This window comes from Paraburkholderia sp. SUR17 (assembly GCF_029536165.1).
In the GTDB taxonomy this organism is placed as follows: Bacteria; Pseudomonadota; Gammaproteobacteria; order Burkholderiales; family Burkholderiaceae; genus Paraburkholderia; species Paraburkholderia kururiensis.
In genome coordinates, this window is the sequence record NZ_CP120509.1 from 1068763 (window position 1) to 1085296 (window position 16534).

Here is a 16534-nt window from a genome sequence, read left to right on the forward strand (position 1 = left end):
CATGATCGCGAGCGCAGCCGCCTCGGGCCAGATCAGCGACGGTATGCCCGACGTGACGCACGACGGGCTCGTCGTGCGAGGCATCGGCAAGACCTTCAACCGCAACACGGTGCTGGACGGCATCGATCTGGACGTGCGTCCGGGTAGCGTGGTGGCGCTGCTGGGCGAGAACGGCGCCGGCAAATCGACGCTCTCGTCGATCATTGCCGGAGCGCTCGAACCCGATGCCGGCGGCCGCATGTTCTGGCGTGGTGAGCCGTATGCCCCGCAGTCGCCGCGCGACGCGCTCGCGAGCGGCATCGGCCTGATCCATCAGGAAACGCGGCTGCTGCGCGATCTCTCCATTGCGGAGAACGTCTTCGTCGGGCGGTTGCCCATGCGGCACGGCAAGATCGACCGCGCGGAGATGTCGCGCCGCGCCGAAGAGCAGTTGCATCGACTCGGGCTCGACGTGTCGGCCAGCCGGCTCGTGCGCACCTTGCGGGTGGCGGCGCAGCAGCAGGTGGAAATCGCCAAGGCGTTGACGCTCGACGCGCGCCTGCTGATTCTCGACGAACCCACTGCCGCGCTGGGCGGCGCGGAAACCGACCGGCTCTTCGAGCAGATCGCGAAGCTGCGCGCGCAGGGCGTGTCGTTCATCTACATCAGCCACCGGCTGGAAGAAATCGAGCGCATTGCCGACCGCATCGTCGTGCTGCGCGACGGGCGGCTGATTGCGAGCCACGACAACGGCAGCGTGCCCGTGAAGACGCTGATCGAGCAGATGGTGGGCCGCAACGTGGAGCGCATCTTTCCGCACTTTGCCGCGCCGCGCGAACGCACGGTGCTCGACGTGCGTTCGCTGACGTCGCAGCAGGCCGCATTTCGCGACGTTTCGTTTTCCGTGCGTGCGGGCGAGGTGTTCGGCATCGCAGGCATCGTCGGGGCGGGGCGTACCGAACTCGTGCGGGCCATCGCGGGTGCCGATCCCGTTTCGTCCGGCAGCGTGCTCGTGGAGGGCGAGGCGCTACATCTGCGCAGCCCGGCACAAGCCATTCGCGCAGGCGTGGTGCTCGTGCCCGAAGACCGCAAGGAGCAGGGCGTCGTGCTCGAACACTCCATTGAAGACAACTTCGCGTACGGCAGCCTCGACCGCCTCGGCGCGCGCGGCTGGGTGCAGCCGCAGCAGGTGCGTGAGTTCGCCAATGGGCTGATCGCGCGGCTCGGTGTGAAGGGGCGGCCGCAGCAGCGCGCGGGCAGCCTCTCGGGCGGCAACCAGCAGAAGGTCGTGCTCGCGAAGTGGCTGGCGCGCGAACCAAAGGTGGTGATTCTCGACGAGCCCACGCGCGGCATCGACGTGGGCGCGCGCGCCGCCATCTACGAGGTCATTGCGAAACTCGCGGCGAGTGGTGTAGCCGTGGTGGTGGTGAGTTCGGACCTCGACGAGGTGCTGGGTCTGTCTCACCGCGTGATGGTGCTGGCGCGCGGCCGCTGCAAGGGCGTGCTGCCGCGCGAGGAAGCGAGCGACGTGCGCGTGATGGAACTCGCCACGGCGTGAGGCCTGCCTGCGGGTGCCTGGTTTCTTGCATCCAGACCCCAGGCCCTCCAGCCTTGCCGCGCCCGCCAATAGCAAACAGTGTTGAAACTTCACGGACTTCGTCACATGTCCTCAATGCAATACGTGCTGGCCATCGACCAGGGCACGAGCGGCACCAAGGCGCTGATCTTCGACGCAGAGGGCACCGTTCGCGCGAAAGGGTTCGCGCCCGTGCACTGCACGTACCCGCAGGCCGGCTTCGTCGAACAGGACCCGCACGCGCTGTATGGCTCGGTGCTCACGGCTGCGGCCCAATGCCTCGCGGCCTTCGATGGCGACGTCGCCGCACTCGCGGGCCTGGCCATTTCGAACCAGCGCGAAACGGCCGTGCTCTGGGACGCCGCGGACGAGCCGCTCGCGCCCGCCGTGTCGTGGCAGTGCCAGCGCTCGCTTGGCATCTGCGAGCAATTGCGCCGCGACGGCATGGCCGCGCGCATTGCCGAGCGCACGGGGCTTTTGATCGACCCGTATTTTTCGGCGTCGAAACTGATCTGGCTGCGCGGCAACGACGCCCACGTGGCCCGCGCGATGGAGGCGGGCGAGGCGCGCTTCGGCACCGTCGATAGCTGGCTGCTGTTCAAGCTCACGCGCGGTGCGTCGTATCTCACGGACTACACCAACGCGTCGCGCACGATGCTGTTCAACCTGCACACGCTGAACTGGGATCGCGAGTTGATCGACGAATTCGGGCTTGCCGCGCTGCGGTTGCCCGACGTGAAACCTTCGGCGGCGGATTTCGGTTCGACGGACCTGGACGGCTTGCTGCCGAAGCCCATCCCTATCGTGGCGATGATCGGCGACTCGCATGCCGCCGCCGTGGGCGAAGGCTGCCTCTCGCCGGGCCTTGCCAAGGCCACGATGGGCACCGGCTCGTCGATCATGATGAACGTGGGGCCGCGGCCGCAGGCGCCTGTCGACGGCCTCGTCTCCACGCTCTGCTTCGGCGCGCGCGGACGCGTGGACTATGCGCTCGAAGGCATCGTGATCAGCGCGGGTTCCACGCCCGGCTGGCTCAAGGACAAACTGCGCCTCTTCGACGACTTCGCTGCCGCCGAGCAGGCCTTCAGCGAAGTCGATAACGGCGGCGTCTATTTCATCCCGGCGTTCTCCGGCATCGGCTGCCCGCACTGGAAGTACCCGGGCGGCGCGCAGATCGTCGGGCTCGACTTCTCGACGTCGTGGCAGCACGTGGTGCGCGCCGCGTACGAGTCCATCGTCTATCAGATCAAGGACGTGATCACCGTGATGGAACGCGCGGCGCAACTGCCGCTCGTGGAACTGTTTCTGGACGGCGGGCTCGTGCAGCGTCCGTTTCTCATGCAGTTTCTGGCGGACACGCTGGACCGCCCGGTGAGCACGCTCGAACTGACGGAAATTTCGGCGGCGGGCGCCGCGGCGCTCGGCCTGCTGCAGTTAGGCCTGACGAGCGAGCTGGGCGCGAACCGCGCGCAGCGCAAGGTGCTGCGACGCGTCGTGCCCGGCAGCGGCCGCGAGCAGGCGGCGAAGCATCACGCGCAATGGCTGCGCTGGATCGCGCGGCTCGAGTGAGGGCATCGGCACCCGCGGCATGGCCACTAACCAGCAAGGACAAACCCACATGAACGACGCAATCAGACGTTTCGCGAACAAGGTAGTCGTGGTGACGGGCGGCAGCCGCGGCATCGGCCTCGGCATTGCGGAGCGCTTTGCGCGCGAGGGCGCGAAGGTGTGCCTGTGCGCGAACGAGAAACGCGTGTTCGACGCCGCCGCGCAACTGCGCGAGTCGGGCTTCAACGCCATCGCGGTAGAAGCCGATGTGACGGACAAAGCCGAGGTGAAGGCGCTTTACGACGAAGTGGCGGCGAAGCTGGGCGAGGTGGACGTGTCGGTGCAGAACGCGGGCGTCATCACGATCGCGAAACTGCAGGACCTCACGGAAGAAGAGTGGGACAAGATTCTCGCCGTCAACACCAAGGGCGTGTTCCTGTGCTGCCAGGAGGCAGGGGCACGCATGCTCGCAGCGGGAAAGCCGGGCCGTCTCATCAACACCGCTTCGGGCCAGGCGCGCCAGGGCTTCATCTATACGCCGCACTACGCGGCGAGCAAGTTCGGCGTGGTGGGGCTCACGCAGAGCCTCGCAAGAGAACTGGCGCCCACGGGCATCACCGTCAATGCGTTCTGCCCCGGCATCATCACGACCGAGATGTGGGCCTACAACGACGAAGCCTGGGGCAAGTTGCTGGGCGACTACCAGCCCGGCGAACTCATGGCGGAATGGGTGAAGGGCATTCCCATGAAACGCGCGGGCAGCGGCGAGGACGTGGCGGGCCTCGTGGCATTCCTCGCCTCCGGCGACGCAGCCTATATCACCGGACAAACCATCAACGTGGATGGCGGGATGTTCATGTCGTGAGCCGCGCCGGTGCCGGAAGGCAACAGTCGCGACGGCGAGTGGGCGCGAGCAAAACGCGGCAGCGACCTTGCCGCGCTTGCATCCACCCTTTTCTTCGCCGCCGTTCCCATGACGAAGCTCGGCCTCAACCGTCGATGCGCACTTCGACGCCGCCCGAGTTGTAGAGCGGCGTCACCTTGAAGCCGTCCACCACGACCGAATCGAAGCGCCCCTGCAACTGCGCGCTGTCGATCAGCGGCACGATGTCGCCCACCTTCGGCGCGGCGCCCGCCGCGAACTTCACGTGCAACGTGCCGCCCACAAAGGTGGTGAGCCCGGCCACCGCGAGCCGGCCCGTGTCGCCCGCGCCGCGATCCAGTTCGAGCGTGGCGTTCTTCAACTGCGTGTACTGACCGTTGATGCTCATGCGTGCGCCCGTGCGGACGACCACCGTGCCGCCGCTCGCGTAGACGTCGCCGGCACCGAAGGCCTGCGGCGAGGCGGCTACGAGCGTGCCGCCCTGGACCTCGGTGCCGCCGCTATAGCTGTTCGTGCCCGCCAGCGTGAGCGCGCCCGTGCCCGCGAAGGTCAGCTTGCCGCTGCCGCCGATGTTGTTGCGCCATGTGTCGGCGGCGTTGAAGCCGCCCTGGGTGGCGTCCATCGTCACGCTCACGTTGCCGGAGAACTGGCCGTATCCGTCCGCCGCCGCGAACAGGTTGAGGCGGCCCCAGCCTTCGGCGTCGTCGAGCAGCGGGTAGCCCGAGGCGAGTTCGGTCGTTTTCAGCACGACGCGGCGCTGGTCCGCGCTGAGGTAGGGCAGGCGCGTTTCCAGCAGCACCTCGGCGCCCTTCGGCACGACGGGCGCCGCAGTGGTCGCGGCGATGGGCGTGAAGCCGTAGGTCAGGCGACGCAGATAGTTGGCCTTGTTGGTGGCGTAGTCGGCGAAGCGGTCTGTCGCCGTCGTGCCCGACTCCGCGAACGCTGGGAAGGTAGCCGCCGTCGTGCCGGTGGCGGCGTAGAGCGTGGCATGCGCGAGCGAGACGGCGGTCTGCTTGAGCGTGGCGTTGGTCGGATCAGCGAGGTTCGCCGCGACCACGGCTTCGGCGAGTATGCGGCCGCCCATCACGTCGAGCGGCGAGTGCATGCCCGCGAAGATGCGGTTCTCGCCCAGTTCGAGCCCGCGGCTCAGCATTTCCTGGTAGCGCTCGGGCACCACGTAGGCCATGGCGAGCGCATCGCGCAAGGCTTCCGCCGCGTGGCCGCTCGGGAAGCCGCCGTCCGTTGCGGGCGTGGTGCTTTCGGCCGGCACGAGCGTGGGCGCGACGACGACGCTCGAACTCCAGCGGTACGGCCGCTCGTACTTGTAGAAACGCTTTGCGGGTTCCGTGGAGCCGTTCGTGCCCATTGCGTTGACGAGGTCCACCACGGCGCCGAACTGCGCGTTCGCGCTGCCGCCCACGCCCGTGTTGTTGCCGCTGTCGTTGTAGAGCGTCGTGGTGGCGTCGGCGGGAATCGTGGTGATGCTCGTGGTCTGCTGCGCCGCGGTGCGCCACGCGGTGGTGAGCGGTCCCATGCCGTCCGTGACGCTGTAGCCTTTGCCGCGGCGGTCGTCGAAGTAGGCGGCTGAAGCCTGGGCCGCGGTGCGCTGCGTGGTGGCGCCCACCACGTACTGGATGTTTGCGTTGAGCACCGTGGGGTTGAGCGCGGTGCCGTTCGGCGTGCCGTCGTTCGGCAGGCCGGTCCACGTCGACGCGGTGATGGCGGGGAAGCTGCCGACAGCGGGCGCGTTCACGCCGGCGTCCACGAGGTCCGTGAGCGGTTGCCAGAGCGAGCGAAAGCCGTTCAGCACGCGCACGCCGGCGTTCGTGCTCATCGTGGCGTAACGCGCGTCGCCGCGCTGGTTCGTGGCCGCGTTGTCGACGAAGGCGAGCACGTTGGCCTGCACCGGCGCGCTGTCGACGAAGCCCGGGTCGGCCGGCGGCGAGGGCACTTTCGCGACGGTGGCGGGCGGCGCGTTGTCGCTCACCCCGCCGCCGCCGCAGGCAGCGACGAGGAACGAGACGGCGACGGCCATGGCGAAAGCGTGAGGCGAAACGAAGCGTGGCGTGCGGTGCACGGGCATGGTGTGATTCCCGGATCGTTGTCAAGAAAGCGAGCAAGATACGGTCGCTTTATGAAAGATTCGAGAAAGGCGCGAGAAACATTGAATAAGACGAGGGCTAGAAGGCGTAAAAGTGTAATGGCGGATGACTGAAATGGCGTCGAATCTGCTCAGAATATGGGATGGGCCTCTTATATGACAATTCGGTTAAACGCTTTAACGAAGGCGTTAAATGCGCCGGGGCAGTGGGGAGAGAAAGACGTCATTTGTCTGCCTCTATTTGCGGGCGTCGACGCGACGTGGCGGATGGGGTGGGCTTCAAGCGATCACATCGGCAACCCGTGCTGCGATTCGGCCTGCCGTGACCGTGAACGAACTGCGCGCTATTTTCGCGGCTTATTCGTTTTGTCGTCGTTTTGTCGGTTGGAGGTAATAGCGTTATAGCGCCCGATACTCCGGCAGCGATTGTCATTCAGGCGACGTTCGGCTGTCACGCGATTTACGCATTGCGATTGCCCAGCCTTGCTTCTCCTGGGCGCCAATGAACTCACGTCTGATATAGGCGCATATCGACAAAGCGATCCGCTGCGAATAATCCGCCGCAGATTCGCCTGCTCATGCGATTGAAGCCGATGGTCCCGGCGCGTCAATTCTTTTCGCCACGCGCTTTCTGGCGACCTACACTGTGCTGCATGGGAGGAAGAAATGCAGCGCGTCTATCAATATCGGGGCTATGAAATTACCGTCGAGGCGGACAGCTTGCCGGACGCCATTGTCGGTGGGACGGTGCTGGTCCGAACGGGCTATCTCGCCATCGTGAGCGTGCGGCACGAAATGTCGTCCCGCGCGTTTCCCGCGTGGAACTTGTCCGACGATAACGATCGGCCCTTCGACAGTGCCAGCACGGCGCTGATGGCCGGCTTCACCGCGGGGCAACGCTTCGTGGACGACGTGTTCGCGGGCCGTCAAGGGCGCGACCAGGTGGATGGGCTCGACGCCTGATCAGGCGTGGGGCGTGGGGCCCGAGGCGTATCGCGGCGGCGGCGGCGGCCGCCGTCAGACCGCCTCGCCGCGAAATAGCGCAGCGACCAGCGCCGGATTCGACGGCCAGTAACCGTGCATATAGGTCGCGAAGATCGACCCATGCCGCCACACCGGTTCGCCTTGCGCATCGCTTTGCGCATGGCGCGTGTAACGCAGCGGCGTAAGCGCCGTCGTCATGCGCGAGTAGTGGAACGTGTGCCCGTGGAGCGTGCCGTGTGTCGTGTCGAGCGCCTGCATGCCGAGCGCCGCGAGCCGCGCCTGCATCGTGGCATGGCCAGGCAGCAGACCGAGCATGGGCGTCGATTCACCGTTCACGTCAGTGAGCGTTTCCAGCAGATACAACATGCCGCCGCATTCCGCGACGATCGGCTTGTTCTTTGCCGCGTGCTCGCGAATGGATGCCGCGGTGCGCGCCGCGTTGTGCACATTGCCCGCCAGCGTCGCGGCGTGCAGTTCGGGATAACCGCCCGGCAGATACAGCGCGTGAGCGCTGGCAGGGACGGGCTCGTCCGCGAGCGGCGAAACGAAGCTCACGTGCGCCCCCAGCGCTTCGAGCAGCGCGAGGTTCGCGGGATAGATGAACGAGAACGCGGCATCGCGTGCCACGGCAATCTGCAGGCCGGCGAGCAGCGGCGGCAACGTCTCGCGCGGCTCGGCCGCGAATTCGATGGCGGGCGGCAACTGTGCCAGCGCGGTATCGGCCAGCGCATCTGCGGCGCGTTCGATGCGTGCTTCGAGGTCGTCTATTTCATCGGCTTGATGCAGGCCCAGATGCCGGTCGGGCAGGGCCATCTCCGTGGCGGGCGCGACGTGGCCGAGCCAGCGAAGATCGTTGGGTAGCGCGCTTTCCAGCATCTGCGCATGACGTGCCGAGCCAACGTGGTTCGCCAGCACGCCGTAAAAGGGCACGTCTTTCCGAAAGCGTGCGAGGCCGAAGGCGATGGCGCCAAAGGTCTGCGCCATCGCCTTCGCGGAAATCACGGCGGCCACGGGCACGTTGAAGGTGGCGGCGAGGTCGGCGCTGGAGGGCGTGCCGTCGAAGAGCCCCATCACGCCTTCGATCAGGATCAGGTCGGTTTCGCGCGCCGCCTCGGCCAGCAGTTGACGGCACGCCGTTTCGCCCACCATCCAGAGGTCCAGCGTCTGCACGGGCGCGCCGCTCGCGCGCGCGAGAATCATCGGGTCGAGAAAGTCCGGGCCGGTCTTGAAGACGCGCACGCGCCGGCCAGCGCGCCGGTGCAGGCGCGCGAGGCCAGCCGTGATCGTGGTCTTGCCCTGGCCCGAAGCCGGCGCGCTCACGAACAGCGCGGGGCAGCGCGGCGGCATACCGGGTAGATGCGGCACCTCAGAACTCCACGCCGCGCTGGGCCTTCACGCCCTGCTCGCGATAAGGGTGTTTGACGAGCCGCATTTCGGTGACGAGATCGGCGGCGTCGATGAGCGCATCCGGCGCATGGCGCCCCGTCACCACGACGTGCAGGCTCGGGTCGCGCGCTTGCAGCACGCCGAGCACTTCGTCGAGCGGCAGGTATTCGTACTTCAGCACGGTGTTCAGTTCGTCGAGAATCACCATGCAGTATTCGCCGCTCTCGATCATGCGCACGGCCTCGTTCCAGCCCTTGCGCGCGGTGGCGATGTCGGCGTCGCGGTTCTGCGTGTTCCAGGTGTAGCCGTCGCCCATGGTCACGAAATCGCACTGCGGGTGAGTGCCGAGGAAGTCGCGCTCGGACGTGTGCAGCGCGCCCTTGATGAACTGCACGACGCCAAGGCGCTGGCCGTGCCCCAGCATGCGCACGCCCATGCCGAAGGCGGCGGTGCTCTTGCCCTTGCCGTTGCCGGTGTGCACGATCAGCAGGCCCTTTTCGACGGTGGCCGCCGCCTGCTTCTTCTCGTGTCCTTCGCGGCGCCGTTGCGTCATGCGCTGATGCGCGTCGGGATCGGTCTTCATGGTGTCCTCATGGGTGGCTGATTAGGGCTGTGACGGGATGCGTGCGCGTCGGCAATGGCGACTGTCACGCCGTCGCAGGCGCGTTTCGCTGCAACGAGCCGGCCGCCTCGCGCCGCGAGCAGCGCGCACGGCTCGCACACGGCTGCTACGCCGACATGGTCGAGCGCGGCGGGCGAACGGGCGAGGTCAGGGTGCTCACGCAGGCAGGCGGCGATTTCGTCTGCGGAAAAAACCTTCAGCGGCAATGCGTGACGATGGCAGAACGCAAGCAAGGCGGCCTCGTGCGCTTTCGAGTCGAGGGTGGCGAGGCAGGCGACGTGTTCAGCGATATGCGTTGAAGCGCGGTGTGCAGCGTCATCATCGTCTGCCACATCGCGCAGCGCCGCTTGCACCGCGGCTTCGATCTGAGCGATCGACACGCCTCGCCGGCAGCCGATGCCGAGCACGAGCGAGCGGCCCGAGCGGTGGGTGGCCGCGCGGTTGGCGGCATCGGTGGCTTGGGTGGCATGCGTGGCATCGGCGTCGCGAACCGGCTGTGCGGTTTGCGCGTTCGCGGCGGTCAACGAATCCGGCATTGCGGTGCGGCTCATGCTGGGTTGAATCGACTGGGTTGGATAGGCCCGCGCCCATCCGCAGGCGGGCGCATACGATAGCACAGGCCCCTCGCACAGGCCGCTGACCCAAGCCCCTCACCCAGGCCTCTCCCCCAGGGCCTTTGCAGCCGCCGGGCTTCCTTGACGCGGCCTGCCGTGGCACCTACACTCCGTGGCGATCTGGTGCTCCCGCGCGCGTTCCTTGCGCGCGCAGTTAAACGGGAAACAGCGGTTCGCCGTCTATTGACGCACGGTCCGAACCAAACTGTGCTGCCCCCGCAACGGTAAGCGAAAGCATCGCGACATGCGATGCGGAGCCGGCTTCGATGTATGCGCGCAAGGCCGCGCATGCAGACAACCACTGCGCGAGAAACAACATCACTCGCGTGGGAAGGTGAAGCGGCGCTTTCGCCAGCCCGGATACCGGCCAGAGCGAAGAGTGGGCGCTGCGGGTGAGCGGCGTTCCGCTGGGTCGGCATCGTTATGCGCATGCCGGCCGTTGCTCAATCGGCTCGACCCGCCAGGGCGCCTGACTGCTTTCCAGCGTGGCTTCTTTTGCTTCGGCAAGTCAGGTTGCTTCATGCATCTTCCATGCGACGCGTGAGGCGCGCATCGTGCGGCGTGGCACGGCCACTACCTGAACCATCGAGGCCCCGCATGTCAGAACTCATGCGCAAGATTCCCGTGACCATCGTCACCGGCTTTCTCGGCAGCGGCAAAACCACGCTGCTGCGTCACATTCTTCGCGAGGCCAACGGCCTGCGCGTCGCCGTCATCGTCAACGAGTTCGGCGAACTCGGCATCGACGGCGAAATACTGAAGGGCTGCGGCATCGGCTGCGATGAAGGCGACAACGAAGGCGGCAACGGGAGCGAAGGCCAGCTCTACGAACTCGCGAACGGCTGCCTGTGCTGCACGGTGCAGGAAGAATTTTTTCCCGTGATGGAAGCGCTCGTGGAGCGGCGCGCGCAGATCGACCACGTGCTGATCGAAACGTCGGGGCTCGCGCTGCCCAAGCCGCTCGTGCAGGCCTTCAACTGGCCTTCGATTCGCAACAGCTTCACCGTGGACGCCGTCGTGACGATGGTGGACGGACCCGCCGCCGCGAGCGGCCAGTTCGCCGCGGACCCGAACGCCGTGGACGCGCAGCGCCGCGCCGATCCGAATCTCGATCACGAGTCGCCGCTGCACGAACTGTTCGAAGATCAATTGAGCGCCGCGGACCTCGTCGTGCTCAACAAGACGGACCTCATCGGCGAAGCGGAGCAGGCCGCCGTGGAGGCGCTGATTCGCGAAGAACTGCCGCCGCACGTGAAGATTCTGCGCGCGCAGGGCGGTCAGCTTGCGCTGCCCGCGTTGCTCGGGCTCGCGGCGGCGTCCGAAGCCACCATCGATCAACGTCCCGACCATCACGGCTCGTCGAACGATCCCGACCATCACCATCACGACGACTTCGATTCGGTCGTCGTCACGGGTGCGCCGGCCACGCGCGAGGCGGCCATTGCGGCGCTGGGCGCGCTCGTGGAACGTCACACCATCTACCGCGCGAAGGGCTTCGCCGCGCTGCCCGGCGCGCCGATGCGGCTCGTCATTCAAGGCGTGGGCCGGCGCTTCGACAGCTACTTCGACCGCCGCTGGCGTGAGGATGAAATGCATGACGAAATGGGCCACCAGGCGCGCACGAGCCGCTTCGTCCTGATTGGCGAAGACCTCGATCAGGCCGTGCTGCAAGCAGCGTTCGACGCGGCGCTGGCCTCCACCACCGCCGAAGCCACGGGACGCTAGACCGCCATGCATCTGCTGCGCACCGTACCCGGCGGTTTTGTCGACGACACGGCGGGCGTGATCCGCATCGATCAGCGTCCGGCCGACATCGTCGTGCTCAGTTCGGCCGACACCACGCTCTCGCTGCTCGCGAGCGTGATCGAGCACATGGAGCCGGGTTTTCCGAGCCTGCGGCTTGCGAATGTCGCGTTCCTGCGCCAGCCCGCGTCGGTGGATTTCTATATCGACGACGTGTTGCAGCACGCGCGCGTGGTCGTGGTGGACCATCTGGGCGGCGAAGCGTATTGGCCTTACGGCATCGAGCGCGTGGTGGAACTCGCGCAGCGCAAGGGCCAGACGCTCGCGATGTTTTCGGGCGACTTGCAGGAAGACCCGAATCTCATTGCGAGAAGCACCGCCGATGCCGCGCTGTGCCGGCAACTGTGGCGCTATCTGCGCGAAGGCGGCCTCGCGAATGCCGAAGGCTTCCTGCGCGCTATCGCCTGGCACGCGCTGGGCTGGGGCCGCGAGCCCGCGCCGCCCGTGCCGCTGCCCGCTGCGATGCTGTACTACCCGGCGAATCCCGCGAATGAGGCCCGCACGGCGGCAACCGTGCCGACGGTCGCAGACTGGCAGGCCCGCTGGCGCGAAGGCGCGCCGGTGGTCGCGCTGCTCTTCTATCGGGCGCACGTGCAGGCTGCCAACACGGCCGTGTTCGATGCGCTGATCGAAGCGCTCGAAGCGCGCGGCATGAACCCGTTGCCCATCGCCGTGACGTCGCTGAAAGATGCGATGAGCCGCGACGTCGTCGCGCAGTTGTGTGCCGACCATGGCGTCGCGCTTGTGCTCAATACGACGGCGTTCGCGGCGTCGTCGCTGGATGATCCCGCTGCCCCTGCATCGCTCGCGCTCACGGGCGACGCGCCTGTGTTCCAGGTGATTCTGAGTTCGGGCAATCGCGACGACTGGCTCAAAGACAACCAGGGCCTGCATTCGCGCGATATCGCCATGCACGTCGCGCTGCCCGAGGTGGACGGGCGCATCGTCACGCGTGCCGTGAGCTTCAAGGGTTTCGCGTGGCGCTGCCCGCATACCGAAGTGGACGTGGTGCGCTATCAGCCCGACGCGGAACGCGTGGCGTTCGTGGGCGAGTTGAGCCGGCGTTGGTGCAGGCTGCGCAGCTTGCCGAACGGCGACAAGCGCGTGGCGCTCGTGCTCGCCAACTATCCGATGAGCGAAGGGCGCATCGGCAACGGCGTGGGGCTCGATACGCCGGCGTCGGTGGTGGGCATTCTGCAAACGTTGCTTGCCGAAGGCTATCGCGTGGCCGAAGTGCCCGCAAACGGCGCCGTGTTGATGGACCGCCTGACCGAAGGCGTGACCAACGACCCCACCGTGCGCGACCTGCGTCCCGCCTTGCAGAGCCTTGCGCTCGACGACTACCTCGCGCACTTCAACGCACTGCCCGCCGAGGTGCGCAACGCGCTGAACGCACGATGGGGGGCGCCCGAGCAGGACCCCACGGTGCGCCGCGGCCGTTTCATGATCGCGGGATGGCGCTGCGGCCACGTGTTCGTGGGCATTCAGCCCTCGCGCTCGCGCGAGGCCGCGGACTACGCGAGCTATCACGACGCCGACCTCGTGCCGCCGCACGCGTATCTCGCGTTCTACTTCTGGCTGCGCCACACGTTCGGCGTGGACGCGATCGTCCACGTGGGCAAGCACGGCAGCCTCGAATGGCTGCCCGGCAAGAGCGTGGCGTTGAGCGAGCAGTGCTGGCCCGACCTCACGCTGGGGCCCACGCCGCATCTCTATCCGTTCATCGTCAACGACCCCGGCGAGGGCAGCCAGGCGAAACGGCGCGCGCATGCGGTGATCGTCGATCATCTGATGCCGCCGCTCACGCGCGCCGAAAACTACGGGCCGATGCAGGACCTCGAACGCCAGGTCGACGAATACTACGAGGCACTGATGGTCGACGCGCGGCGCGCGAAGCTGCTGCGCGCAAGCATTCTCGAGACCATCGTGAAGCACAGGCTGCACGAGGAACTGAGCGTCGCAAAACCGCGCGGGGCGGACGAGGAAGACGCGCTGCTCGTGCGCGTGGACGCATGGCTCTGTGAGCTGAAGGAAGCGCAGATTCGCGACGGCCTGCACGTGTTCGGCCATTCGCCCCAAGGGCGCGAGCGACGCGACACGCTGCTCGCGCTCGCACGCTTTCCTGCCGGCGACGGCCAGGGCGCGAACGTGGGCTTGATCGATGCGCTCGCGAAAGATCTCGGCATCGCTGAGTGCTTCGATCCGCTGACGGCGGAATGGTCCACGCCGTGGACCGGCCCGCGGCCCGCGTGGCTCGAAGCCGTGAGCGATGCGCCGTGGCGCCACAACGGCGACACCCGCGAGCGGCTGGAGCAACTGGCGGAGGTGTTGCTCGAAGGCGTCTGCGAAGCGACGGCGGGCGATGCGGCTGAAGGGATTGATGCGGAAGAAGAGGCAGAAGCGGCAGAAGCGGCGGAAGCGGCAGAAGCGGCTCGCGCGGATGCGGGGCCATCCCGCCTTGCCGGTTTGCTCGATGCCGCGCAAGCAGCAACCGCCTTGCCGCTCGCGACCCAGGTGCTGCACCGTCTGCGCGACGACGTGCTGCCGCGTCTCGACGCCTGCGGCAGCGAAGAATTGCGCCAGCTCACGCGCGGTCTGGAAGGCCGCTTCGTGCCGCCGGGCCCCAGCGGCTCGCCGTCACGCGGCCGCCCCGACGTCCTGCCCACGGGCCGCAACTTTTATTCGGTGGATACGCGCGCCATTCCCACTCAGGCCGCGTGGGCGCTCGGCGTGAAGTCGGCGCGCCAGTTGGTGGAGCGGCATCTTCAGGAGCACGGCGACTATCCGCGCGCCATCGGTCTCTCGGTCTGGGGCACGGCGACCATGCGCACGGGCGGCGACGACATCGCCCAGGCGCTGGCGCTCATCGGCGTGCGGCCGAAGTGGGCGGCGGGCAGCCATCGCGTGACGGACTTCGAGATTTTGCCGGCGGGCGCGCTGGAGCGTCCACGTATCGACGTCACGCTGCGCGTGTCGGGCTTCTTTCGCGACGCGTTTCCGAACGTGATGCATCTATTCGACGCCGCCGTGCAGGCCGTGGCGGATCTCGACGACGAGCCCGAGGACGTCAACCCCATCCGCGCGCGCGTGCTGCGCGAGCGCGACGCGTGGATTGCACGCGGGCTCGACGCGCAGGAAGCCCGCCAGCGGGCCGGCTGGCGCGTGTTCAGCGCGCGGCCCGGCGCCTACGGCGCGGGCTTGCAGCAGATGATCGACGCGCGCCAGTGGCAGACCGACGAAGACCTTGCCGAGGCCTATCGCGCCTGGGGTGGCTACGCCTACACGCAAACGGGCGCGGGCGAAGCCGCGCACGGCGCGTTCGCTACGCGGCTTGCCACCATCGACGTCGTGCTCCAGAACCAGGACAACCGCGAGCACGACGTGCTCGATTCGAACGACTACCACCAGTTCCACGGCGGCATGACGGCGGCCGTGCGCCATTTCGCGGGACAGCAGCCGCAGGTTTATCACGGCGACCACAGCAACCCGGCCGCACCGCGCGTGCGTCCGCTCGCCGAAGAGATGGCGCGCGTGATCCGCTCGCGCGTGGTCAATCCGAAGTGGCTGGACGGCGTGAAGCGCCACGGCTACAAGGGCGCCGCGGAAATCGCCGCGACCGTGGACTACCTGTTCGGCTACGACGCGACCGCGCGCGTCGTCTCGGACCATCAATACGCGCTGGTGGCGGACGCCTACGTCAACGACGCCGACACGCGCGCTTTCATGCAGCAGCACAATCCGCACGCGCTGCGTTCGGTGTGCGAGCGGCTGATCGAGGCGATGGACCGCGGCCTGTGGCAGGCGCCCGGCGAACGGCGCGCGCAGATCGAAAGCCAGTTGCTCGCCATCGACGAGCGCATTGAAGAGAGGTCATCGTGAACGCATCCGCTGAATCCGTGCCCGGCATGTTGCCGCGGTCCTATCCGTTCAGTGCCCTCGTCGGCCAGACCGCGTTGCGCGAAGCGCTGTTGCTCGCCGCCGTGGACCCCGGCGTGGGCGGCGTGCTGGTGAGCGGGCCGCGCGGCACGGCGAAATCGACGGCGGCGCGCTCGCTGGCCGAACTGCTGCCCGAGGGCCGCTTCGTCACGCTGCCGCTCGGCGCGACCCAGGAGCGGCTCGTGGGCTCGCTCGACCTGAACGAAGCGCTGCGCGGCGGCAGCGTCACGTTTTCGCCAGGCTTGCTCGCGCAGGCGCATCACGGCGTGCTGTACGTGGACGAGGTGAACCTGCTCGACGACGCGCTCGTGGACGCCGTGCTCGACGCCGCCGCAAGCGGCGTGAACGTGGTGGAGCGCGACGGCGTGTCGCATAGCCACACGGCGCGCTTCGTGCTGATCGGCACCATGAACCCGGAAGAGGGCGAACTGCGCCCGCAGCTGCTGGACCGCTTCGGGCTCATGGTCGAACTCGACAACTGCTTCGATGCGACCGCGCGGCAGCAGATCGTGAAGACGCGGCTCGCATTCGACGCGGATCCCGATGCGTTTTGCCGCGCCTATGCCGACGAGCAGCAAACCGTGGCGCAACGCATCCGCGAGGCCCGTGAAGCGCTGCCCGCGCTCGCCTTCGACGACGCGATTCACGCCGACGTGAGCGCGCGTTGCATCGAAGCCGGCGTGGACGGCTTGCGTGCCGACCTCGTCATGTTGCGTGCAGCCCGCGCGCTGGCCGCGCTGGAGCGCGCCACGGCCATCACGACCGCACACGTGGACCGCGTGGCGCCCGCGGTGCTGCGGCATCGGCGACGCGAGGAGGCGGGCGGGCAGCGAGACGAGCGGGCTGCATCGCCTGGCTCGTCGTCTGCACCGCGAGGTGACACGGCTGCCGGGGCTCACGAAGAGAAGGGCCGTTCCACAGAAAGCGGTGACGTTCGTCATGGATCGCCGCCGCACGCGGCAGCGGCGCAACCCGATGCCGGAACGCCGAGCCCGGGCGGCGAGCGCGACTGGGGCTACCTTGCGCCCGAGCACACGGGCATCGCCAACGTGAAGGGCGTGATCCCGCTGTCCGTAAAAAAACGCTGAGCCATCGGAAAGGC

Annotated in this window: 11 protein-coding genes and 1 riboswitch; of the genes, 7 read left to right on the top strand and 4 right to left on the bottom strand. The window is 67.5% G+C overall.

The window, feature by feature from the left end; translation table 11 throughout:
• Window position 1: 1 nt before the first annotated feature.
• The 3 genes from P2869_RS22295 (at window position 2) to P2869_RS22305 (ending at window position 3968) form a co-directional block, all read left to right on the top strand.
• Entirely contained in the window at window positions 2–1537 is a 1536-nt protein-coding gene (locus P2869_RS22295) for a sugar ABC transporter ATP-binding protein (protein WP_277599589.1), read from the top strand.
• Window positions 1538–1642: 105 nt separating this feature from the next.
• Window positions 1643–3124 (top strand): FGGY family carbohydrate kinase, encoded by a 1482-nt coding sequence (locus tag P2869_RS22300; RefSeq protein WP_277599590.1) that lies wholly within the window; start codon window positions 1643–1645, stop codon window positions 3122–3124.
• Window positions 3125–3173: 49 nt separating this feature from the next.
• Entirely contained in the window at window positions 3174–3968 is a 795-nt protein-coding gene (locus P2869_RS22305; RefSeq protein ID WP_277599591.1) for a glucose 1-dehydrogenase, read from the top strand.
• Window positions 3969–4092: 124 nt separating this feature from the next.
• On the opposite strand, the gene P2869_RS22310 is transcribed toward P2869_RS22305, so the two are convergent.
• Window positions 4093–6069, bottom strand: coding sequence for a phosphatase PAP2 family protein (locus P2869_RS22310; protein WP_277599592.1), 1977 nt, complete (start codon window positions 6067–6069; stop codon window positions 4093–4095).
• 684 nt (window positions 6070–6753) lie between these two features.
• Between P2869_RS22310 and P2869_RS22315 the strand changes: the two genes are divergently transcribed.
• Window positions 6754–7050, top strand: coding sequence for a hypothetical protein (locus P2869_RS22315; protein ID WP_017778268.1), 297 nt, complete (start codon window positions 6754–6756; stop codon window positions 7048–7050).
• Window positions 7051–7104: 54 nt separating this feature from the next.
• Here the strand turns inward: P2869_RS22315 and P2869_RS22320 are convergent, their stop codons facing one another.
• From P2869_RS22320 to P2869_RS22330, 3 genes are read right to left on the bottom strand one after another with little or no spacing between them, the layout of a single operon-like run.
• Window positions 7105–8418 (bottom strand): cobyrinate a,c-diamide synthase, encoded by a 1314-nt coding sequence (locus P2869_RS22320; protein ID WP_277599933.1) that lies wholly within the window; start codon window positions 8416–8418, stop codon window positions 7105–7107.
• 19 nt (window positions 8419–8437) lie between these two features.
• A complete protein-coding gene (gene cobO / locus P2869_RS22325) occupies window positions 8438–9040 on the bottom strand; it encodes a cob(I)yrinic acid a,c-diamide adenosyltransferase (protein WP_017778270.1) in 603 nt (200 codons plus the stop codon).
• Window positions 9037–9630: a cobalamin biosynthesis protein gene (locus tag P2869_RS22330; protein ID WP_277599593.1), complete on the bottom strand. Its 594-nt coding sequence runs from the start codon at window positions 9628–9630 to the stop codon at window positions 9037–9039. Before P2869_RS22330 ends, cobO begins: the two co-directional genes overlap by 4 nt.
• Window positions 9631–9797: 167 nt before the next feature.
• Window positions 9798–10080, top strand: a riboswitch (cobalamin riboswitch).
• 210 nt (window positions 10081–10290) lie between these two features.
• Here P2869_RS22330 and cobW point away from each other — a divergent pair.
• Genes cobW through P2869_RS22345 form a run of 3 tightly spaced genes read left to right on the top strand, consistent with a single transcriptional unit; the run spans window position 10291 to window position 16520 of the window.
• A complete protein-coding gene (gene cobW / locus P2869_RS22335) occupies window positions 10291–11418 on the top strand; it encodes a cobalamin biosynthesis protein CobW (protein WP_277599594.1) in 1128 nt (375 codons plus the stop codon).
• A 6-nt stretch (window positions 11419–11424) separates the two neighbouring features.
• Window positions 11425–15375 (top strand): cobaltochelatase subunit CobN, encoded by a 3951-nt coding sequence (cobN, locus tag P2869_RS22340; RefSeq protein ID WP_277599595.1) that lies wholly within the window; start codon window positions 11425–11427, stop codon window positions 15373–15375.
• 26 nt (window positions 15376–15401) lie between these two features.
• The gene (locus tag P2869_RS22345; protein WP_277599819.1) at window positions 15402–16520 is read left to right on the top strand and encodes an ATP-binding protein; all 1119 of its coding nucleotides are present in this window, start codon (window positions 15402–15404) and stop codon (window positions 16518–16520) included.
• Window positions 16521–16534: the final 14 nt, after the last annotated feature.

Bases quoted from the DNA above. Each gene is read 5' to 3' on its own strand.
- cobW (WP_277599594.1), top strand. From the start codon at position 10,291: ATGTCAGAACTCATGCGCAAGATTCCCGTGACCATCGTCACCGGCTTT.
- cobN (WP_277599595.1), top strand. From the start codon at position 11,425: ATGCATCTGCTGCGCACCGTACCCGGCGGTTTTGTCGACGACACGGCG.
- cobO (WP_017778270.1), bottom strand. From the start codon at position 9,040: ATGAAGACCGATCCCGACGCGCATCAGCGCATGACGCAACGGCGCCGC.
- P2869_RS22305 (WP_277599591.1), top strand. From the start codon at position 3,174: ATGAACGACGCAATCAGACGTTTCGCGAACAAGGTAGTCGTGGTGACG.
- P2869_RS22320 (WP_277599933.1), bottom strand. From the start codon at position 8,418: ATGCCGCCGCGCTGCCCCGCGCTGTTCGTGAGCGCGCCGGCTTCGGGC.
- P2869_RS22330 (WP_277599593.1), bottom strand. From the start codon at position 9,630: ATGAGCCGCACCGCAATGCCGGATTCGTTGACCGCCGCGAACGCGCAA.
- P2869_RS22295 (WP_277599589.1), top strand. From the start codon at position 2: ATGATCGCGAGCGCAGCCGCCTCGGGCCAGATCAGCGACGGTATGCCC.
- P2869_RS22315 (WP_017778268.1), top strand. From the start codon at position 6,754: ATGCAGCGCGTCTATCAATATCGGGGCTATGAAATTACCGTCGAGGCG.
- P2869_RS22345 (WP_277599819.1), top strand. From the start codon at position 15,402: ATGTTGCCGCGGTCCTATCCGTTCAGTGCCCTCGTCGGCCAGACCGCG.
- P2869_RS22310 (WP_277599592.1), bottom strand. From the start codon at position 6,069: ATGCCCGTGCACCGCACGCCACGCTTCGTTTCGCCTCACGCTTTCGCC.
- P2869_RS22300 (WP_277599590.1), top strand. From the start codon at position 1,643: ATGTCCTCAATGCAATACGTGCTGGCCATCGACCAGGGCACGAGCGGC.